Origin of the sequence: Streptococcus dysgalactiae subsp. dysgalactiae (assembly GCF_900459225.1) — a bacterium.
GTDB classification, from domain to species: domain Bacteria; phylum Bacillota; class Bacilli; order Lactobacillales; family Streptococcaceae; genus Streptococcus; species Streptococcus dysgalactiae.
The window spans coordinates 1182656-1203588 of record NZ_UHFH01000003.1; the positions used below are offsets into that span (position 1 = coordinate 1182656).

Genomic DNA, 20933 nt, shown 5'->3' on the forward strand with positions numbered 1-20933 from the left:
AACAATTTTAACTAAACTTATTGTGACAATGAACGGTTCAAAGCTGCAAAGTCTAAACGAGCTTTGTGTGGATTATTAACAATAATCTTGCCTTCTTCAGTCAAGCTGAACAAAGCACCTTCTTCTGCAGTACCAAGGATTGGGCTTTCAACAAGTTCTTCATTGTGAATACCAACAGCCAAACCACCTTTGCCTTCTTTAAGTAGCTCAACGGCGTGTGAACCCATCCAAGAAGCAATGACACGGTCACGAGCAGTTGGTGAACCTCCACGAAGAATGTGACCAAGATTTGTCACACGAAGGTCACTCTTATCACCAGCTTCTTTAAGTTTTCGAGCAAAAGCTTCACCGCTCATAACACCTTCAGCTAAGACGATGATGTGGTGATTTTTACCTTTGTGTTCAAAATCATATTGGATTGTTGATACCACTTTTTCAATATCAAATTCTTCTTCTGGAACAATGATTTGATCAGCACCACTAGCAATACCCGCCCAAAGAGCAATATCACCCGCATTGCGACCCATTACTTCAACAACAAAGGTACGTCCGTGACTTGATGAGGTGTCACGAAGTTTATCAATAGCTTCAACTGCTGTGTTAACTGCTGTATCAAATCCGATAGTGTAGTCAGTTCCCGCAATATCGTTATCGATTGTTCCTGGGATACCTACCGCTGGAAAGCCGTGCTCTGTCAATCGCATAGCACCATGGTAAGAACCATCTCCACCGATAACAACAACACCTTCAATACCATGTTTTTTAAGTTGCTCAATACCAGCCAATTGACCTTCAAGTTGAGCAAACTCTGGATAACGAGCTGAGTATAAGAAAGTCCCACCACGTGAAATTTTATCTCCCACTTCTTTTGAACCTAATGGGAAAATATCACCGTCAACCATGCCTGCGTAGCCACGGTTAATACCATAAACTTCCATTCCTTCTGAGATTGCTTTACGAACGACTGCACGAATAGCAGCATTCATACCAGGAGCGTCACCGCCACTGGTTAAAACAGCAATACGTTTCATTTTTTGGTACTCCTTTAATTAATTTAACGTTTTTATTATAGCACATTCGTTTGCAAATTACTTCACTATTCGACTATTTTTATCGAAAAACCGTTTTCAAAACGTAGCTATGAAGCTTTTCTTCCAAGGTAGGGTTCAGTTGAACTTGGAGATTAGTTAATTCAATTGTTTCCTTATTTTCTTGATAGTGAATGACAACCGGAGTTTTTCCGGGGAAAGCTGCCAAAACTTGTGAAATCTGTGAATCAAACTGATGGTTTTCAACTAATAACCAATATTTTTGGCTAATAGCCATTTGCACTTGCTGACACACCATCTGCAGCCGGTGATCTCTTTCTTTAATTCTACCTTTTAGGTAATAGAGTTCACCTTCTTTCAGTTGGTCTTTATAAATGGCATATTCTTCTGGAAAAAGGGTGACATCAAGCTTTTTCTTAGTGTCATTAACTGATAGGAACGCCATTTGCTGCCCGCTTATTTTTGTCCTAATCGTTCTGATGCTATCTACTTGAACCAGTATGGTTGCTTCCTTATCCTTGACTAACTGTGAAATGGGAGTAAAAGCTTGAGTACTTTTCTCCGCAATGTCAATTAAGGGATGCTTACTCATACCAACCCCAATGAGTTCCTGTTCAAAAGAATATTTTTCAGTTGTTGAGTAATCTTCTGTGTCAACCCAGTTAAAGGAAGAGTCCGCAAATAAAGACCCCAGTTCATTGACAAACACTATTAACCCCTCTAAATTTTCTAAAATCTTTTTTCGATTAGGGTCAAAGCAGTCAAATAATCCTATTTTAATTAAGGGTTCCAAAAAGGCTATCTTTTGGTACTTTTCAGGTACTCGGGTCAAGAAATCTTCTACACTGCTAAAGGATCTCTGTTCAATAATCCAATAAGCAAAATCTCTTGGTAATCCCTTGATGTTTTTTAGGCCCATGTAGATACTATTAGCCTCAATTTTATCAGTGTAAGGGATACTATTAATAGTAACTTGTGCCACTTGAAAGTTCGATTCTAGAGCGTCTGTAATGTAATCGCTGCTAGAGTAATTCATCATGATATCGTAAAAAACCGCAGGGTAGTGAGCCTTGAAATATGCTAATTGAAAAGCTAAGGCTGAGTAAGCAAAGGCATGACTACGGTTAAAGCCATAACCCGCAAATTTTTCCATCCGCTTAAAAAGTAACTTAGCTGTTTCTTCGGATCTTCCTAATTGCTTAGCACCTGCAACAAAAGCCTCTTCCATTTTCTGCATTTCAAGGAGATTTTTCTTAGACATAGCACGGCGTAACAAGTCGGCTTTTCCAAGCGTAAAACCTGCATAGGTCTGAGCAATCTGCATGACCTGTTCTTGATAGAGCATAATCCCATAAGTAGACTCTAAAATAGGCGCAATAACAGGATCAATTAAATCTATCTTTTCTTGTCCCTGGCGTCGCTTAATAAAATTCACAGTGTAATCACTGGCACCCGGTCTATTTAAACTGGTTGTCGCCACAATTTCTTCAAAACGTTGAGGTTTAATGCGTTTTAAAAGATTGATAGCCCCATTTTGTTCGAATTGGAAAATACCTCTGGTATCTCCTTTAGCAAACAGGGCTAATGTTTGGGAATCTTCTAAGTCAATTGCTGCAATGTCAATTTGTTGACCATACTCTTTAGCAACCTTCTCTTGCATTTTTTGAACAAACGTTAAATTTCTAAGCCCCAAGAAATCCATTTTTAAAAGACCATTTGCTTCAACAGCATTAGCATCATACTGGGTGACCATCATCTCATCACCTGCTTTTAACGGGATATGATTTGTTAGGTTATCATCGCTCATCACAATACCAGCCGCATGAATAGAGGTCTGTCTTGGATTCCCCTCAATCCGTTGAGCTATAGCAAACGCCTTCTGAAATTCAACTCGACTATTAATAGTTTGTCTAAAGGAAATATTCTTTTCATACACTGTGGCTAGACTATCTTTAAAACCAATCTTTTTAGTGAGATTAGTTAATTCATATTCTGGAACGCCAAACCGCTTAAAAACATCACGAATCGCTTGTTTGGGACCGAAGGTCGAAAAGGTGACAATCTGGGCAGAATGATCACTGCCATACCGATTACGCACATAGCGAAGAAATTCTGAACGGTAGATATCAGGGAGATCAATATCAATATCAGGCATGCTATAACGTTCTTTATTTAAAAAGCGTTCAAAAAGCAAATCATGTCGCACCGGATCAATCCCTGTAATGTTCAGAGCATAGGCAACTAAACTTCCTGCGGCTGAGCCACGCCCCATTCCCATATAATAGCCCTTACTGCGTCCAAAACGAAGTAAATCCCACACAATAAGGAAATAATCATCAAAGCCCATGTCAGAAATAACAGTTAATTCATGAGCTAACCGTGTCTGATAAGGCTCGTGCCATAAGCCTTTAGCCACTAAACCTGCTTGAGTCAGTTCTTGCAGTTCTTGTTTAGCGGACTTATCACGATTAAAACGAGGCAATTTTAAGTCTGTATCAAAGTCATAGTGGATTCCTGACACTAAGTCTTCTAAATTCTGTAAAGCTTGGGGGCAGTGTGCTTGATAGAAGGCAGTTAATTGTTGACAATCTCCTAACTCTTGATCACTTTCTACTACAGGGGTCTCCACCAGACTCAGGTTATCTCGAATGGCATGCAGCATGTGTAGGGTTTCCATATCATCTTGTGCAAAATAACGAGCTGTCCTTAGGGGAATAAACTGCCTCTTAGAGTCCATACTAGAAAAATCAGTATACTGATCAACACTGATATAATAGTCAAAGGGAAACGATAATGTATCGGTCCAGACCCTATTAGGAATAATAACCGCTAACCCTTCCAAATGTTGACAGAGGTAGTCCATATGAAGCTTGCCCGACATTTTTGCCGTGGAAATTTTCAAAAGCTGATGATAGCCTTGTGTATTCTTGGCGATTAAGTTAAGGAGCACCTGCTGCTCTTGATAGACAACCTCTACTTCCAAACCTAAAACAGGTCGAAGTCCATGTTTTTGGCAGCCTCTAATAAAATGATAAGCTCCGTAAAGATTATCCCTATCCATAATTCCTATAGTTTGGTAGCCAAGTTGTTTTGCTTGTTCAAAGTAGTGACTTAAATCAATCAAACTATCCATAAATGAATAAACGGTTTTGGTATCTAATTGAGCAAACATGAACTTCTCCTTTACTTGTCATATTACCTATTATACTATGAAAAAGCTTTTACTGCTTTTATTTTCCTTTATGTCTATTAACTTACTATTATATATGAAGAAAATAGCATAAAATTTGACATTTTAGCGTTTTTCCTGTACCATTTATTTAGTACAATTATCTATAATATTTAGAGAGGAAACCACATGTCTTGGAAATTTGATGAAAAATCTCCTATTTATGCGCAGATAGCTCAGCACGTGATGATGCAAATTATCAGCCAAGAAATCAAGAGTGGAGACCAACTCCCAACTGTTCGTGAATATGCTGAAATTGCTGGTGTCAATCCTAATACCATGCAAAGGGCATTTACTGAGCTTGAACGTGAAGGAATGGTTTATTCGCAACGTACTGCTGGCCGTTTTGTAACTGACGACCAAAAGCTAATTGCCCATAAAAGACGCGAATTAGCAATTAGTGAGTTAGAATCATTTGTCAATAACATGACTAAAATGGGATTTGATCGCACCGAAATTATTCCAGTTTTAACAACCTTTTTAGAGGAGGCTTCAGAATAATGGCACAACTATTGCAACTGCACCATGTCTCAAAATCTTACCGAGGAAAAAAAGCGATTGACGATTTGACTGTTACGATTCCAAGCGGTAAAATCATTGGCTTATTGGGACCAAATGGAAGCGGCAAAACAACCCTTATCAAACTAATAAATGGTCTTTTACAACCAAACAAAGGTGATATCGTCATTGATGGTTATCGCCCATCTGTCAATACCAAAGAAATTATCTCTTACTTACCTGATACCACTTACCTGAATGAAAACATGAAAATCAAGGACATGTTAGATTTCTTTAGTGATTTTTACAAGGATTTTGATAAAGCCAAAGCCACTAGCCTTTTAAGGGATCTGGAATTGGACCCTGAAGACCGATTTAAAAATCTTTCAAAAGGAAATAAAGAAAAAGCTCAATTGATTCTTGTCATGAGCCGTAAAGCAAAACTTTATATTCTAGATGAGCCTATCGGTGGTGTTGATCCTGCTGCTAGAGATTATATTCTTAAAACCATTATTAATAACTACTCTGAAGACGCATCGGTTATTATTTCAACCCATTTGATTTCAGACATTGAACCTATCCTTGACGAAGTGATTTTCTTGAAAAAAGGAAAACTTTGCCTATGTGGAAACGCTGATGATTTAAGACAAGAACATCAGCAGTCTATTGACTCTCTCTTTAGGGAAACTTACAAGGTCTAGGAGGTTAGCATGTTTGGAAAATTATTAAAATACGAATTCAAATCTATCGGTAAATGGTACTTTGCTCTCAACGCAGCTGTTATTGCTATTGCTGCCATTTTATCATTTACCATTAAACAGTTTACACAACAGGCTGATAATGCTGGTTCATTTGGAACAGTCATTGATAAAATGCTCCCATTGACCTTATCATTAACTTTTGGTGCTTTAATTGCAGGTTCCCTCTTGTCGACCTTACTGATTATCATTAATCGCTTTAGTAAAAATATTTTTGGTCGTGAAGGGTATTTAACCTTAACACTACCTGTGACTTCTCACCAGATTATTCTTTCAAAATTGGTGGCTTCTTTCATCTGTAGCCTTTTTAATCTGATCATTTTGATTTTTGGAATTGCCATCTTGATCGTGCCAATGGTTGATTTTAAGGATGTTGGGGAAACTCTATCAAAAGTTATCAAGGCCGAATATATTCTCGATAATGCTTTCATTTTAAGTTATCTACTTGTATCATCCCTAGCAAGTATTCTACTTCTTTACTTCGCTATTTCAATTGGACAACTTTTCTCTAATCGTCGTGGATTAATGGCTTTTATCGCTTACTTTGCCTTGATGATTCTCTTTAGCGTAGCAACCACTTATCTCAACTTAAAAGTTTTTGGCTTTGAATCAACTTCAGAAGTCCTCCCATACAAAGAACAGGTGTACCTTTATGTTCTCATTGTAGAAGAATTTTTTGAGATGTTGTTTTGCTATCTAGGCACTCATTTTATTATTAAGAACAAACTCAATATTCAATAATCACTCAAACCTTCCCTTTAGATAGCTACTTAAAGGGAAGGTTTTGTATTTCCTATTAATGCCTAACTTCAGTCGAAGCTATTAAAAAACCACCCCATCATGAAAAGAGGTAGTTTAGCACTGAGACAATATTTATTAACGATGTAGTAGCCATGACACTAAATCTTTACCAAAGATAAAGAGATAGCTATAACCAATAATGGAAATAGGTTTAGTGACTAAGATAATGGTTGTGAACCGCTTTAAAGACATAGCTGTTAGCCCTGTAATCATCACCATGATATCCGCCGGAGAAATTGGTGAAGCCATACAAGCAATAAATAACTTTCCATAGCCAGGCGTTTCTAAACGACGCTCATACTTATAAAAGGTCTTTTCATCCATAAAAAGCAAAATAAACTTGCGGCCGTACGTTTTTACTAACAAAAAGAGAATCACACTGCCAATTATAATGCCAACATAATTGTAAATAAAACCTGCTATTGGGCCAAAAATCAAAAAGCCTGCTACAGTTGTAAGTCCTCCAGGGATGATAGGAAAAACGATTTGAATAATCTGAACCACAATAAAAATAAGTGGTCCCCATACCTTATACCGTTGGACTAAATCTTTTAGTGCATTGCTATCATTTAAAATACCTAATCTGTAAAGCCAAAAGGCAAGGATAAAGGATCCAATTAAAGCGAGGATTCCTAAAAGTTTAATAATTTTTTGCCAAGTCTCATAGACTTTTCTTTGTCGATTCTTCATAGCTTAATCATACCATAAGCTATGATTTTTTGCTATTTCTAAAGAGTTTTGATATAATAAATAAAGTAAGTTATTAATAAACCTTATATTAGGGGTTGTTACGGATTCGACAGGCATTATGAGGCATGTTTTGCGTCCCATCGGCAGATGTAAATTGCCAGTTAAATATAACTGCAAAAAATACAAACTCTTACGCTTTAGCTGCCTAAAAACCAGCTAGCGTGACTTCTACAAGATTGCTTGCGTCCTGTTAGAAGTCTCAAAATAGCAAGCTACGGTTACGAAATTGTCTATTTTCGTGACAAAAGATTGATAGACTCGCAAACTAATGGCTTGAGTTATGTGTCTTTAGTTTGTTAAATTAAAACATAACCTATGGACGTAGACAAATATGTTGGCAGGTGTTTGGACGTGGGTTCGACTCCCACCAGCTCCATCAATACTTACCGTAAGTAACCATAACTTATTAAAACCTTGTTATATCAAGGTTTTTTCTTTTTATCTTGTTCATAAGTTACCGTAACTTTCTATAAAAAGGAGAACAAAAAGGAATACCCGACATCCTTTAAAGACTTTTTGTTACTGTTATCATCTAACTGAGAGATCATTTTCGAGACCTCCTATCAGGTTATACTTTAAGCAAAGTCTTTTTGAAAGAGGTTTCCATTTCTCCCTAAACTCCTCTTTTTCGGTTAAAAATATGTTATAATGGGTTAAAAGAAAAGAGTTAGGAAATAATTATGAAAAAACACACCGTGCTTAGTTTCTTGATGCTTCCTTTATTTGTGGCATCTTTATCAGCTTGTTCCACCAGTAAAGACAAAACCACCTCTCCAAGCAGTCTAACAACCACTACAGCAGAGGTCCAAAAAGCAGATCATCAAGATGTTCGCGCTAATGTTGAAAAAATAAAACTAGCTACTGCTGCCGCTGAATTTAAGGGTGGTACCAGTCTTGAAGAGCTCATAGCACTTTTTGGACAACCTACTCAACATGAAAAACGACCCGCAGGAAGTGTGACACTTGATTCCTATACTTGGAAATTTGACCAAGTGACGCTGAATGTTAATCTCTATGATAATAGTAGCATTGTTAAAACGATATCAAACTTTGCTTTTGTGAGGGACTTAAACCTTTCACAAAAAGATTATCAAAAATTAAAAAAAGGTATGTCCTACGAAGCAGTCAAACAAATCCTGACTGAACCAGATAATTACAGCCAAGCTTCTTCGAGTGACAATCAAAGTTTACAGGCCATTTGGATTAGCGGCTTAAAAACCGAAACAAATGGTGCCAATATTTCTCTTGTCTTTGAAAACAACCAACTGACAGAAATGTCTCAGACAGGTCTCGAACCTTAAACAAACAGACTCGACTTTACCAAAGTCAGAGAAAAAAAATTCTGAAAAAGTTCGTCAACTCTTCTCAATCATTTTGGACATCTAATAAAAAAGCCTATTGTAATAGGCTTTTTTATATATATTTTAACTCCACCTTGAGGGAATCGAACCCCCATCTCAAGAACCGGAATCTTACGTGATATCCATTACACTAAAGGTGGTCAATACCTTTATAGTATATCATAAATTTATGAAATGGGGAATGACTTTTCTGACGAGAATATGTAAAAAAGTTGAGGTTTTCCTCAACTTTTTAGATTTATTATAATTCAATATCACCGAAAAGATCAGCCATTGAGAATCCAGTTTGAGTTTCTGGAAGTTCGTAGTCACGTTTTGTTTCACGTTTTGGACGACGTGGACGTGATTGACGTTTTTCTTCTTTATTTTCACCTTCGGCTTGAGCTGGACGTTCTTCAAGAGCTTTGATTGAAAGTGATACACGCTCATCAGCAGCATTCACTTCAAGGACTTTAACAGTTACTTCTTGTCCTACTGAAAGAACATCTTTTGGATTTTCAACACGTTTGTGTGAAATTTGTGAAATATGAACAAGTCCATCGATACCTGGTAATACTTCAACAAAAGCACCGAAGTCAGTCAAGCGTTTAACTTTACCTTCAACAACATCACCTTGAGCAAGTTTTTGTTCAACACCATCCCATGGTCCAGGTGTTGTTGCTTTAAGTGAAAGTGATACACGACCAGCTTCTTCATCGATTGAAAGAACTTTAACTTCAACTTCTTCACCAACAGAAACAACTGATTTAGGTGACACGTTACGTTCGTGAGATAATTCAGTCACGTGAACAAGTCCATCAACACCACCAAGGTCAATGAAAGCACCAAAGCTTGTCAAACGAGCAACTGTACCAGTAACAACTGCACCTTCTGAAAGTTTAGAAAATACTTCAGTACGAGCTTCTTTAGCTGCTTCTTCAATCACTTCACGACGTGATAGGATGAAACGGTTCTCTGCTGCATCAACTTCTTTGATTTTAGCATCAAATTCTTGACCAACAAATTTTTCTGTGTTGCGAACAAAACGAGTGTCAATCATTGAAGCAGGGATAAATCCACGAAGTCCTTCAAATTCAACTGAAAGGCCACCTTTAACAGCACGGGTACCTTTAACAGTGACAACTTCGCCTTCACGGCCAACAAGTTTGTCCCAGGCTTTACGAGCTTCCAAACGTTTTTTAGATACTAGGAAAGTAACTGTATCAGTATCTTTACCTACTACTTGACGAAGAACAAGTACTTCAACTGTGTCGCCAGCTTTAACAAAGTCATTAATATCAGCATCGCGGTCGTTAGTCAATTCACGAAGTGTCAAGACACCTTCAACACCTGTTCCTTCGATAACAACGTTTGCTTGACCGTTATCAACAGTTAAAACTTCCGCAGTGACAACATCACCAGGGTTCACTTCGCTAACACTGTTTAGCAAATCTTCAAATTCATTCATTCTAAAAAATCCTCCAACAAAAGCTAGCCAATGCTAGCTTTTGATAACAATATATTTTCTCAAGGTAACCCGCAACGACAACAACTCTTATCTTTGACGGTCTCAGACAACATCTGATACCTCTGACTGGGGTAGCTGGATTCGAACCAACGCATGAGGGAGTCAAAGTCCCTTGCCTTACCGCTTGGCTATACCCCAAAATGTCTTTCACAGAAATCTAATCTTTTAATAAATCATTTTTCTGAGATGGAAAGAGAGGGATTCGAACCCCCGAACCCGAAGGAGCGGATTTACAGTCCGCCGCGTTTAGCCTCTTCGCTATCTTTCCGTAACAACAAAAACTATTCTATCATAGTTTTTGTAAGCTGGCAAGTGTTTTTACCTACTTTTAATGGTTCAAATTATAGTTTTCAATGATATTTTCAACCGCTTGCTCAAGGTTTTTAAAGAAGCTATCCACGGTGTCATTTTTTAATACCGCGAATTTCTCATCAAGCTCTGCAATTTCTCCAACAACACGTTTTCCAATCTGCAACTGATAACCGTCAATTTTAGTTTGATTGACCATTACTTTATGATCAATTAATTGAATTTCAATCTTTTTATCTTTTTTACTCATCACTTTACCTCACTTTGTCTATTTTACACAAAATCAAAAAAGCTTGCAAGAGCAAGCTTCATTTTAATCAACTTTTACAATCCAACCTTCTGGGGCTTGAATGTCACCAAATTGGATACCAACTAACTCGTCATACAAACGGCGCGTTACTGGTCCAACTTCTGTTTCACTGTAAAAGACATGCAATTGATCCTTGTACTGGATACCACCAATTGGAGAAATGACCGCTGCTGTCCCACAGGCACCGGCTTCCACAAATTTATCCAATTCTGCGATTGGAACATCTCCCTCAATTGCTGTCATACCAAGTCTTTCTTCAGCTAATTGTAAGAGTGAGTACTTCGTAATAGATGGCAAGATGGATGGACTAAGTGGCGTAATAAATTCATTATTTGCGGTAATGCCAAAAAAGTTTGCTGCCCCTACTTCTTCAATTTTGGTATGAGTCGCTGGATCTAGGTAAATCACATCAGAGAAGCCAGCTGTTTTAGCAGCTTTACCTGGTAACAAACTTCCTGCATAGTTTCCTCCTACCTTAGCAGCACCTGTTCCGTAAGGAGCAGCACGGTCAAATTCTTCAGAAACAATAAAGTTTGTAGGAGCAAGTCCTCCCTTGAAATAGTTTCCTACTGGCATGGCAAAAATAGTGAAAATATATTCTTCAGCAGGTTTAACCCCAATAATATCTCCAACTCCAATCAATAGTGGTCTGAGATAAAGGGTTGCACCTGTTCCGTAAGGTGGTACAAAGTCTTCATTGGCTTTAACCACTTGCTTAGCAGCATCGATAAATTGCTTGGTTGATACTTGGGGCATCAAGAGACGATCTGCTGTCGCTTGCAAACGGGCTGCATTACGGTCTGGACGGAACAATTGGATTGAACCGTCTTTAGTTCGATAAGCTTTTAAACCTTCAAATGCTTGCTGTCCATAGTGAAGTGCTGGGGCGCTTTCTGAGATATGTAAGGTGGCATCTTCTATTAATTGACCTTTGTCCCATTGACCATTTTTGTAATAAGAAATGTAACGGAACGGCAACTTATGGTATTCAAATCCTAGGTTGTCCCAATCAATTGCTATTGTCATCATCGTACCTCTTTTCTACTTTTTTCTATTGTAACTTTTTTTCAATAATTTTCAAGTCTATTTTATTCTTTTGCTTTAATGTTCTTAATTTAGCATAAAATTAAAAAGAGTTTTCACTCTTTTTAACGTGTTCTAGCTGCTAGTACTTCTTGATCCGAAATAGTGTCTGAAATAAAGGAGCCATTGCTGGTTCTTTCCGATAACGAAAGCGTTTCTAAAGCAATCTCGTAGGTTTGACCAGTCTTACTAATGACTTCAAGCATTTGTTGATTAGTCTCTTCTTCAGGTATATCAGTGAACAAATCAAACTGCTCAGCTGAAGTATCTGATTGAACGCCTCCGGCCAGAAAAACTCTATGAGGTTTTGCTTTTAGCTCTCGTAGGACCAATAGCCCACGATTAGCACGACTTGTCTGAGGAATATCATCTACAGCCATACGTTTGAGGGCACCCCTCTGAGTTAAGACAAAGAAAGAGTTACTTGTCACCGAAAAAGCGGAAACAAGTTTATCCTCATTTTTCAAGTTAGTCCCTTTAACACCAGATGACTTCAATCCTTGAATCGGAACGTCTTGACTAGAGAATCGCAAAGCATAACCATAATAAGTGACTAATAAAAGGTCTTCCATAACAATCGGTGTCAAGGTCACTACACGATCTTTAGCATCTTTTAATTTCACATACTTGGTTGATTTAGATTTATAGGTTCGCCAAGGCGTCAATTCTTGACGTTCAAAACGCTTGGTAAAACCATTTTGTGTGACAGCAAGGTATAGACCTTGGTCAAAGGAAGTCACAATATCTGCGTAGAGAATCTCTTCATCTGTCGCAAAGTTTGAAATGGTTTGCGATAGATGCTCACCGATATCCTTCCAACGTAAATCGGTTAATTCATAGATGGGTCGGTAAATGACATTGCCTAATGTTGTAAATAACAAGAGGTGTTCTGTGGTTTTTGCCTGTTTAACAAAGATGAGGTCGTCATCATCTCTTTTACCAACTTCTTCCAAACTAGACGCATTGAAGGATCGTGGACTAGTTCTCTTGAGATAACCACCTCGTGTCACACTGACAAAAGTTTCTTCCTCAGCAATCAAGCTGGCAATATCAATCTCAATCGTTTGACTTTCCGCTTGCAGCTCTGATAAGCGAGGGTTGGCGAATTTCTTTTTCACCTCTCTTAATTCACGTTTCATGACGTTATACATGGTTGCTTCATCACTAACAATAGCAGAAAGAGTCGTGATTAATTCTCTCAGATCATTTTCTTCGTTCTGAAGCGTGATAATATCGGTATTGGTTAAGCGATAAAGCTGCAAGGTCACAATGGCCTCTGCTTGTTCCTCAGAGAAATCATAGCTAACTTTCAGATTTTCTTTAGCATCAGCTTTATTATCAGACGCTCTAATTAGAGCAATAATCTCATCTAAAATGGACAAGACACGAATCAATCCTTCAACAATGTGAAGTCGTTTTTCAGCTTTAGCTTTATCAAATTTGGAGCGTTCGATAATAATATCTTTACGGTGACTGATATAGCTTGATAGTATTTTTTGAAGGCCTACTTGGCGTGGCGTAAAGTGGTCGATAGCAACCATGTTAAAATTATAATTAACTTGAAGATCTGTGTATTTCAACAAGTAATTCAAAATGGTTTGGCTATCTGCATCTTTTTTCAACTCAATAGCTATGCGAAGACCTGTGCGATCAGATTCATCACGTACTTCTACGATGCCTGGGACTTTATTGTTAACACGAACATCGTCAATCTTTTTGACCAAGACTGCTTTGTTAACTTCATAAGGAATCTCAGTGACAATAATTTGTTGTTTACCACCTTTAAGTTCCTCAATTTCCGTCCGAGAGCGAACGACGACACGTCCCTTACCTGTTTCGTAAGCTTTTTTGATTTCGTCAGCTCCTTGGATAATACCTCCTGTTGGGAAATCTGGCCCTGGCAAAAACTCCATTAATTTCTCTAAGCTAGCCTTAGGATGGTCAATCATGTAAACAACGGCATCAATCACTTCAGATAAATTGTGTGGTGGAATATCTGTCGCATAACCTGCGGAAATACCAGAAGACCCATTGACAAGTAAGTTAGGAAAAGCTGCTGGTAAAACCGTCGGTTCTTTTTCTGTGTCATCAAAGTTCCAAGCAAAGGGAACTGTATTTTTTTCAATGTCTTGAAGAAGATAACCTGCAATTTCAGACAAGCGAGCTTCTGTATAACGCATAGCCGCAGGCGGATCACCATCCATTGAACCATTATTTCCATGCATTTCCACAAGAATTTCACGGTTTTTCCAATTTTGACTCATCCGTACCATGGCATCATAAATAGAGGAATCCCCGTGTGGATGGAAGTTCCCCATAATGTTACCAACTGATTTGGCTGATTTACGGTAACCTTTTTCAAAAGTATTACCATCCTTATTCATCGAATAAAGAATGCGGCGCTGAACAGGTTTTAACCCATCTCGAATATCTGGAAGCGCCCGTTCTTGAATAATGTACTTGGAGTAACGTCCAAAACGCTCCCCCATAATGTCCTCAAGGGACATGTTCTGAATGTTTGACATAAGTTCATGATGCACAGGCTATCAAGAAGGACAACTACGGTCGTTCAAAAAACAACTTAACCGCTGATGTCTTTTATTATGTTAACCTGAGTTCAAATCCTTTCTTAAAAGTTGAAGCAAGAGGAACGTGAAAATCACTCGAAAACCAAGATTTTAGGAAAAAGAGATGTCTTCGATAACGTAAGCCATCGGGAAAACTAGTCGGCCATCTCAAGGTTCACTAAAAAGCGATAAACAGTATCAGTCCACTCTATCAATCCTTCCTGATGGTAAGGTAAATAGAAACATCGTGCTTTAAGTGCCTCTGGAATAATAGCTTCAAACAAAGAAGCTTGATCTAGAGGAATAATACACGCCTTTAAAGCATCCAGTGATAGCTGATTTTTAACTTTGGCAGGGTGATAACCATCAAATAAATAATGCTCTTGTGCTAAGACCTCTTCATAAGAAAAATGGAAACTAACACCAGGGATAAATAACTCATTTAATTCCCTGTCATTTGGTAAATGGCCAATGAGCCTTTCCATAGCCAAACGATAACCTGAGGTAGTATTTGACCACCCCAACATCACATAGTTAAAGTAGTCCTCGGGATCTCCTGCAACATTTCTACTATCTTTCACTAATTCCTCAGCCGGACGGTTGAAAGCCTTAACTGCTGATAGGAGTTTTCCTGACTTAAAGACTGCTATTGCCGTTTCCACCGTACACGTATGACTAAGCCAGTCACCATAGACAGCTTTTCCAGAAACATCATAGGTTGAGGCAACCTTCTTATGGCTTGGAGTAAATGGCGGCTTTCTATTATCATGTTTTAAATACTGATTAATTTTTGTTACTATCACTTGATCTTTACAAATGATCTGAGGTTTCCGGTGATTCATCCTCTCATAATGACAAAAAACAGCTATTTTTTCTAATTCCCAATCCTGGATCATCGGGTAAGATTCCAAAGCAAAATGATAGGTCCCGTCCCACTGAAGACTGCATGTGTTTTGCCAAATCACCAATTTCATAAAAGGCCCCCTTTTCACAAGAATATGATTGCTAGTTTCACATCGAGATTCTCGGAGACAAAACAACTAAAACACCGTATTTTCTTCTAGGGTAAACTTGACGTTATCCTCGATCCACTGACGACGTGGAGCGGCTTTGTCACCCATCAAAACAGAAACGCGTCGTTCTGCTCTTGCTAAATCATCAATAGTAACACGAATAAGGGTTCTGGTTTCCGGATCCATGGTGGTTTCCCACAATTGGTTGGCGTTCATTTCACCTAGCCCTTTATAGCGTTGAAGAATAGCTCCTTTACCAAATTCCTTACGTAAATCTTCTAATTCACCATCTGTCCAAGCGTAGGATATTTTCTCTGTTTTACCTTTACCTTTTGACATTTTGTAAAGCGGGGGAAGCGCAATATAAACGTGACCTGCTTCCACCAACGGTCGCATATAACGGTAAAAGAAAGTCAGTAAAAGAGTCTGAATATGAGCCCCATCGGTATCAGCATCGGTCATGATAATAATCTTATCATAGTTGATATCCTCGAGGTTAAAGTCAGCTCCCACTCCAGCTCCGATAGTATAAACCATAGTGCTAATTTCTTCATTTTTCAAGATGTCAGCCATCTTAGCTTTTTCAGTATTTAACACCTTGCCTCGCAATGGCAAAATAGCTTGGAATTTACGATCTCTGCCTTGTTTTGCTGAGCCTCCCGCCGAATCTCCTTCGACCAGATACAATTCATTTTTCTTGGCATTTTTGGACTGGGCAGGAGTCAATTTCCCGGATAGTAGGCCCTTGTCTTTTTTATTTTTCTTACCATTACGTGAGTCATCGCGAGCTTTTCGTGCAGCCTCACGCGCATCCCTTGCCTTAATGGCCTTACGCACTAAGTTAGAGGCCAATTCTCCATTTTCGAGTAAAAAGAAGGTTAATTTTTCAGAAACGATACTATCGACAATCGGTCTCGCTAAGGGACTTCCCAATTTGTCTTTGGTCTGTCCTTCAAATTGCAAGTGCTGCTCAGGAACTAAGATAGATAATACTGCTGAGAGCCCTTCTCGATAATCTGAGCCCTCTAGATTTTTATCTTTTTCTTTTAAGAGATTAGTTTTACGAGCATAGTCATTCATCGCTTTGGTAATAGCTGACTTCAGTCCCGTTTCATGGCTACCACCATCTTTGGTGCGCACATTATTTACAAAGGATAAGATATTGTCGGAGAAACCATCATTATACTGCAAAGCAACTTCGACTTGAAAGTCTTGGTCTTGACCTTCCATATAAATAACAGGTGTCAAGGTTTCCTTATCTTCATTGAGGTATTCGACGAAATCTTGAACCCCATTCTCATAATGAAATTCTTCAACAATCGGTTCGTCTCCACGCAGATCTGTCAAGCTCATCTTAACGTTTTTCAAAAGAAAAGCAGATTCTTTAAGCCGTTCTGCAATGGTATTGAACTTAAAGTCAATGGTTGAAAAAATAGTATCATCAGGCATAAAGGTGACGACAGTTCCTGATTTAGACTTAGGAGCTGTACCAACCTTTCTAAGAGTAGTGACAGGTTTCCCACCATTTTCAAAGCATTGACGGTACACTGCCCCATCTCTTGTGATTTCAACTTTTAACCAGGCAGACAAAGCATTGACAACAGAGGAGCCAACACCGTGCAAACCACCTGACGTTTTGTAGCCACCCTGACCAAATTTACCACCTGCGTGGAGAATTGTAAAAATAACTTGAACCGTCGGAATCCCCATAACATGTTGACCAGTTGGCATCCCGCGTCCACTGTCTGCCACGCTAACTGACCCATCTTTATTAATGATAACTCGAATATCATCTCCAAAACCAGACAAGGCCTCATCGACAGCATTATCAACAATTTCCCAAATTAAATGGTGCAATCCCGTAGCATCTGTTGAGCCAATATACATCCCTGGACGTTTACGAACGGCATCTAACCCTTCTAAGACTTGGATAGCATCGTCATTATAGTTATTAATTGTTATTTCTTTCTTAGTCAACACTGACCTCCAGACATTTTCATCTTTTTTATCTTACAAGTTTTTTACCAATTTTGCAAAGTAATTTGCTAATTTTTTCTGAATTCTTTTGAGACGTTAGTTCCTCAATCACTGAATATGGTATAATATGGAGTATGAAATTGATATTTTTTATTTTAATAGCTTATTTACTTGGTTCGATTCCAACGGGTTTGTGGATTGGCCAACGGTTCTATCATATTAATCTTCGAGAATATGGGTCTGGAAATACTGGTACTACCAATACTTTTCGTATCTTAGGTATCAAGGCTGGTTTAACGACATTGGCTATTGATGTTCTGAAAGGAACGGTGGCAACCATCCTACCAGTTCTCTTTGGCTTGACCACGGTATCACCTATTGTCATCGGTTTTTTTGCAGTTTTAGGGCATACTTTTCCTATTTTTGCCAAATTCAAAGGCGGGAAGGCTGTCGCGACAAGTGCTGGTGTACTGCTAGGTTTTGCGCCTTGGTATCTAGTCTTTTTAGCTTTTATTTTCTTGCTAGTGCTTTATTTATTTAGTATGATTTCTTTGGCTAGCATCACTTCTGCGGTTGTAGCTGTCCTAACTGTTTTGATTTTTCCAGCCCTTCATTTTCTTCTGCCCCACTACGATTGGTTTTTGACATTTATTGTAATACTATTAGCAGCTATTATCATTATCCGACATCAGGATAATATGCGCCGTATTAAACGTCGTACTGAAAACCTAGTCCCTTGGGGATTGAATTTAAGCAGACAAGTGCCTAGAAAATGATTAAGAGCAACTAAAAACCTAACTTTAAAAAAGTCAGGTTTTTTCTGTCTTTGTCTACTAAGTGTTTTGATAAACAATCTCTCCACTTACAATGGTATACTTCACAACCCCTTTGAGCTTATTGCCAATAAAAGGAGAGTTACTTGCTTTAGAAGCAAATTGGTCTGTAATGACACGTTCTTCCTTGTCTGAGAAAATTATCACATCAGCTGGGCCATTTTCAGCTAAATAACCTGCTTCAAACTCATAGAGAGAAGCAGGATTTATAGTCATTTTTTCCAATAGAGACATGAGGGGCAGGTGACCTGGTTCAACCAAATGTGTCAAACCTAATGACAAAGAGGTTTCAAGTCCTGTCATACCAGATGGGGCTTTAGTCATATCTTCAACAGCTTTTTCATCCTTGTGATGAGGGGCATGATCAGTAGCAATGACGGTAATCACACCGGATTTCAAACCTTCTATGACGGATAAACGATCTCTCTCTGTACGTAGGGGAGGATTCATCTTGGCGCTAGTACCTGCAGTCAATAAGAGATCCTCTGTCGTTGAAAAATGTTGCGGGGCTACTTCAGCCGTCACCTTGGCTCCTAATTGCTGAGCAAAAGCAACAACCTGTACAGATTCTGCTTTAGACAAATGCTGGATATGAACACGCGCCTGCCTATCATAAGCAATCATGACATCTCTCGCAATCATGCTGTATTCCGCCACACCAGTTGCCCCGCAAAAATGAAAGTGGTCCTCAGCGATGCCTTCATTAAATCCTAAAATCCCATTTAACTGCGGGTCTTCCTCGTGCAAAGAGATAAAAGTCTTATTGGCATTAGCCAAATCAAAAGCCTCTTTTAAAACCTTTGAACTTTCTAAAGGAATACCATCGTCCGAGAAGCTGACTGCTCCTGCTTCCAAGAGAGCCTTAAAATCTGTTAATTCTTTCCCATTAAAGGCTTGGGTGACACTGGCATTGGTATATATATGAATCTTTTCTTTAGCTGCGCTAGCTAGCACTTCCTGTAAAGTTTCGACATCTGAAATGACAGGATTGGTATTAGCCATCATGACAACCGTAGTTACCCCTCCTGCCGCAGCGGCTAAGGCTCCTGTGTGAATATCTTCCTTATGTGTTTGACCCGGTTCCCTAAAATGCACATGAATATCAACTAAACCCGGGGCTACAATGAGGCCAGTAGCATCAATCACTTGAGCTTCTGGGCAATCAATAGCTGGGGCTATCTTCACAATCTGTTTGCCTTCAATCAAGACATCTACCACTTGATCTCGCTGCGATTTTGGATCCATAAGGCGTCCATTTTTAATGAGTAACATGCTCTCTCCTTTTTTCTGTTATTCTCCTGAAAACTTAGATATTTTTCACCTAAAAAAATTCACTTTAGTTGGTTGAAGCTATTAGCATATCGAAAATGCTAACCTAAGGTGCTTAACCTAAAATTTTCCATATGTTAGCAGTAATACTTCTTCCTATTGCAACCAATCAATGCCAGTCATGCCTTCTTTTTCTAAAATAGCATTTGTTCTTGAAAAGGGTTTGCTGCCAAAAAAGCCACGATAAGATGATAAAGGGCTTGGATGGGGGCTCTCGATGATGTGGTGCTTTGGATTAGTAATGAAGGCTTTCTTCTTCCTTGCATAAGCTCCCCACAAAATGAAAACCACAGGGCTGTCTTTCTCATTCAGCACTTTAATAACAGCGTCTGTGAATGGCTCCCATATTAAGCCTGCATGCCCATTAGCCTGACCTGCTGGCACTGTTAAGCAAGCATTCAAAAGCAGAACCCCTTGACTAGCCCAAGTGCTTAAATCATGATGGTCACGAGGACCAATATCATCTGCTAATTCTTTTAAAATATTAATAAGGGATGGCGGAGCAGGAATTTCTTCTGGAACTGAAAATGATAAGCCCTGGGCCTGTTTGGGACCATGATAAGGATCTTGTCCTAAAATTAAAACCTTGGTTTCTTCCAAAGGAGTGACTTGTAAGGCTTTAAAAACATTGTCTCGTGAGGGATAGACAGGACCAGAAGCATAGGCGTCATCTAAAAAGTGATTAATGCGACCATAGTAATGCTCCGGCAAAAATGATTTGATTTTCTCATGCCAAATTGAATGAGCCATAAGATTCCTTTCTAATCACGTTAGCTTCTAAGTTAAATACGATGTCCTTTTCTAACTAGTTTACCATATTTTAAATAGAAAAACCCTGAAAACATGATATTCCCAGGGTTAATATTCGTTTTTTACAGGATATTAAACAAGTGCTAGCTTATTTTCTAAGAATTCTTGGTAACGTTCTAACAAAAAAGCGATGAGCCAATAAATAAAGGCCACTAAAATATACATGGACATGTAATCCCACTCTCTACCGCCGATAATTTTGGAATTTTGAAAAATATCTGGTACGGTAATCATGGCAGCTAGCGACGAACTTTTAACCATATCAATAATGACATTGCCTAGAGGAGGAACTGCAATTCTAAAGGCTTGAGGAAGAATAATTTTCTTAACCATAAGAGAATATGGTAACCCTAAAGCCTTAGCTGCTTCCCACTGTCCCTTGTCAATAGCTTCTATAGAAGAGCGAAAAACTTCAGAAATGTAGGCAGCGCTGACCATAGAAAAACCAAGATAAGCGCAAAGTAAAGCTGGCAATTCTAACCCATAATAAGGCAACCCGAAATAAAGAACAAAGAGCACCACGATCATCGGCACACCCCGCATAATAGAAATGTAGGCTCTAACAAGATAATGAATCAACCGCTGACGTGACCTTCCCAGAAGGGCTAGGCCTAGACCTAACAACAGACCTGTTACAAAACTAAGCAACGAAATGCCAAGAGTATAAGGTAATCCTGATAACACAAATCCTAAACTATCTTTCATTAACCAGATATTAATCATGTGGTATGGACTCCTTTAAATTAAGG

The 20933-nt window shown here is 38.7% G+C and carries 17 protein-coding genes, 3 tRNA genes and 1 other RNA gene; 6 read left to right on the forward strand and 15 right to left on the reverse strand.

Annotated features, from left to right (window positions below; translation table 11 throughout):
• Positions 1-17: 17 nt before the first annotated feature.
• A complete protein-coding gene (gene pfkA / locus DYD17_RS06225) occupies positions 18-1031 on the reverse strand; it encodes a 6-phosphofructokinase (RefSeq protein WP_003051023.1) in 1014 nt (337 codons plus the stop codon).
• A gap of 79 nt (positions 1032-1110) precedes the next feature.
• The gene (locus tag DYD17_RS06230; RefSeq protein ID WP_115252911.1) at positions 1111-4221 is read right to left on the reverse strand and encodes a DNA polymerase III subunit alpha; all 3111 of its coding nucleotides are present in this window, start codon (positions 4219-4221) and stop codon (positions 1111-1113) included.
• Between the two features lie 186 nt (positions 4222-4407).
• On the opposite strand from DYD17_RS06230, the gene DYD17_RS06235 reads away from it, so the two are divergent.
• From DYD17_RS06235 to DYD17_RS06245, 3 genes are read left to right on the forward strand one after another with little or no spacing between them, the layout of a single operon-like run.
• Positions 4408-4779, forward strand: a complete 372-nt coding sequence (locus DYD17_RS06235; RefSeq protein ID WP_003051027.1) for a GntR family transcriptional regulator — start codon at positions 4408-4410, stop codon at positions 4777-4779.
• Entirely contained in the window at positions 4779-5477 is a 699-nt protein-coding gene (locus tag DYD17_RS06240; protein WP_012767007.1) for an ABC transporter ATP-binding protein, read from the forward strand. The genes DYD17_RS06235 and DYD17_RS06240 overlap by 1 nt, the downstream gene beginning before the upstream one ends.
• Positions 5478-5486: 9 nt before the next feature.
• The gene (locus DYD17_RS06245; RefSeq protein WP_115252912.1) at positions 5487-6275 is read left to right on the forward strand and encodes an ABC transporter permease; all 789 of its coding nucleotides are present in this window, start codon (positions 5487-5489) and stop codon (positions 6273-6275) included.
• 135 nt (positions 6276-6410) lie between these two features.
• Here DYD17_RS06245 and DYD17_RS06250 read toward each other — a convergent pair whose 3' ends face one another.
• Entirely contained in the window at positions 6411-7025 is a 615-nt protein-coding gene (locus DYD17_RS06250; protein ID WP_115252913.1) for a TVP38/TMEM64 family protein, read from the reverse strand.
• Positions 7026-7116: 91 nt separating this feature from the next.
• On the opposite strand from DYD17_RS06250, the gene ssrA reads away from it, so the two are divergent.
• Positions 7117-7464: a transfer-messenger RNA gene (gene ssrA / locus DYD17_RS06255) on the forward strand.
• A gap of 301 nt (positions 7465-7765) precedes the next feature.
• Complete coding sequence (locus tag DYD17_RS06260) at positions 7766-8386, forward strand: DUF3862 domain-containing protein (protein ID WP_003051030.1); 621 nt, start codon at positions 7766-7768, stop codon at positions 8384-8386.
• 128 nt (positions 8387-8514) lie between these two features.
• On the opposite strand, the gene DYD17_RS06265 is transcribed toward DYD17_RS06260, so the two are convergent.
• The 9 genes from DYD17_RS06265 to parE form a co-directional block, all read right to left on the reverse strand.
• Positions 8515-8586: transfer RNA gene (locus DYD17_RS06265), tRNA-Arg, on the reverse strand.
• Between the two features lie 101 nt (positions 8587-8687).
• On the reverse strand, positions 8688-9893 hold the full coding sequence (gene rpsA / locus DYD17_RS06270) for a 30S ribosomal protein S1 (protein ID WP_115246049.1): 1206 nt from the start codon (positions 9891-9893) through the stop codon (positions 8688-8690).
• Positions 9894-10019: 126 nt separating this feature from the next.
• A tRNA-Gln gene (locus DYD17_RS06275) sits at positions 10020-10091 on the reverse strand.
• 49 nt (positions 10092-10140) lie between these two features.
• Positions 10141-10221, reverse strand: a tRNA-Tyr gene (locus DYD17_RS06280).
• 60 nt (positions 10222-10281) lie between these two features.
• The gene (locus DYD17_RS06285; RefSeq protein ID WP_003051034.1) at positions 10282-10512 is read right to left on the reverse strand and encodes a DUF2969 domain-containing protein; all 231 of its coding nucleotides are present in this window, start codon (positions 10510-10512) and stop codon (positions 10282-10284) included.
• Positions 10513-10575: 63 nt separating this feature from the next.
• Entirely contained in the window at positions 10576-11598 is a 1023-nt protein-coding gene (locus DYD17_RS06290) for a branched-chain amino acid aminotransferase (protein ID WP_003051038.1), read from the reverse strand.
• A 122-nt stretch (positions 11599-11720) separates the two neighbouring features.
• Complete coding sequence (gene parC / locus DYD17_RS06295) at positions 11721-14180, reverse strand: DNA topoisomerase IV subunit A (protein ID WP_003051040.1); 2460 nt, start codon at positions 14178-14180, stop codon at positions 11721-11723.
• A 197-nt stretch (positions 14181-14377) separates the two neighbouring features.
• A complete protein-coding gene (locus DYD17_RS06300) occupies positions 14378-15196 on the reverse strand; it encodes a hypothetical protein (protein ID WP_003051042.1) in 819 nt (272 codons plus the stop codon).
• A 66-nt stretch (positions 15197-15262) separates the two neighbouring features.
• Positions 15263-17212, reverse strand: coding sequence for a DNA topoisomerase IV subunit B (parE, locus tag DYD17_RS06305; RefSeq protein WP_003051044.1), 1950 nt, complete (start codon positions 17210-17212; stop codon positions 15263-15265).
• Positions 17213-17346: 134 nt separating this feature from the next.
• Between parE and plsY the strand changes: the two genes are divergently transcribed.
• On the forward strand, positions 17347-17988 hold the full coding sequence (plsY, locus tag DYD17_RS06310) for a glycerol-3-phosphate 1-O-acyltransferase PlsY (RefSeq protein ID WP_115276405.1): 642 nt from the start codon (positions 17347-17349) through the stop codon (positions 17986-17988).
• Between the two features lie 57 nt (positions 17989-18045).
• Here the strand turns inward: plsY and DYD17_RS06315 are convergent, their stop codons facing one another.
• From DYD17_RS06315 to DYD17_RS06325, 3 genes are all read right to left on the reverse strand, one after another.
• Positions 18046-19317, reverse strand: a complete 1272-nt coding sequence (locus DYD17_RS06315) for a dihydroorotase (RefSeq protein ID WP_115252916.1) — start codon at positions 19315-19317, stop codon at positions 18046-18048.
• Positions 19318-19470: 153 nt separating this feature from the next.
• Positions 19471-20124, reverse strand: coding sequence for a uracil-DNA glycosylase (locus tag DYD17_RS06320; RefSeq protein WP_115246054.1), 654 nt, complete (start codon positions 20122-20124; stop codon positions 19471-19473).
• A 132-nt stretch (positions 20125-20256) separates the two neighbouring features.
• Complete coding sequence (locus tag DYD17_RS06325) at positions 20257-20907, reverse strand: amino acid ABC transporter permease (protein WP_003051053.1); 651 nt, start codon at positions 20905-20907, stop codon at positions 20257-20259.
• Positions 20908-20933: the final 26 nt, after the last annotated feature.

Coding starts and splice junctions, on each gene's coding strand:
- pfkA (WP_003051023.1), bottom strand. CDS start 1,031: ATGAAACGTATTGCTGTTTTAACCAGTGGCGGTGACGCTCCTGGTATG.
- DYD17_RS06230 (WP_115252911.1), bottom strand. CDS start 4,221: ATGTTTGCTCAATTAGATACCAAAACCGTTTATTCATTTATGGATAGT.
- DYD17_RS06235 (WP_003051027.1), top strand. CDS start 4,408: ATGTCTTGGAAATTTGATGAAAAATCTCCTATTTATGCGCAGATAGCT.
- DYD17_RS06240 (WP_012767007.1), top strand. CDS start 4,779: ATGGCACAACTATTGCAACTGCACCATGTCTCAAAATCTTACCGAGGA.
- DYD17_RS06245 (WP_115252912.1), top strand. CDS start 5,487: ATGTTTGGAAAATTATTAAAATACGAATTCAAATCTATCGGTAAATGG.
- DYD17_RS06250 (WP_115252913.1), bottom strand. CDS start 7,025: ATGAAGAATCGACAAAGAAAAGTCTATGAGACTTGGCAAAAAATTATT.
- DYD17_RS06260 (WP_003051030.1), top strand. CDS start 7,766: ATGAAAAAACACACCGTGCTTAGTTTCTTGATGCTTCCTTTATTTGTG.
- rpsA (WP_115246049.1), bottom strand. CDS start 9,893: ATGAATGAATTTGAAGATTTGCTAAACAGTGTTAGCGAAGTGAACCCT.
- DYD17_RS06285 (WP_003051034.1), bottom strand. CDS start 10,512: ATGAGTAAAAAAGATAAAAAGATTGAAATTCAATTAATTGATCATAAA.
- DYD17_RS06290 (WP_003051038.1), bottom strand. CDS start 11,598: ATGACAATAGCAATTGATTGGGACAACCTAGGATTTGAATACCATAAG.
- parC (WP_003051040.1), bottom strand. CDS start 14,180: ATGTCAAACATTCAGAACATGTCCCTTGAGGACATTATGGGGGAGCGT.
- DYD17_RS06300 (WP_003051042.1), bottom strand. CDS start 15,196: ATGAAATTGGTGATTTGGCAAAACACATGCAGTCTTCAGTGGGACGGG.
- plsY (WP_115276405.1), top strand. CDS start 17,347: ATGAAATTGATATTTTTTATTTTAATAGCTTATTTACTTGGTTCGATT.
- DYD17_RS06315 (WP_115252916.1), bottom strand. CDS start 19,317: ATGTTACTCATTAAAAATGGACGCCTTATGGATCCAAAATCGCAGCGA.
- DYD17_RS06320 (WP_115246054.1), bottom strand. CDS start 20,124: ATGGCTCATTCAATTTGGCATGAGAAAATCAAATCATTTTTGCCGGAG.
- DYD17_RS06325 (WP_003051053.1), bottom strand. CDS start 20,907: ATGATTAATATCTGGTTAATGAAAGATAGTTTAGGATTTGTGTTATCA.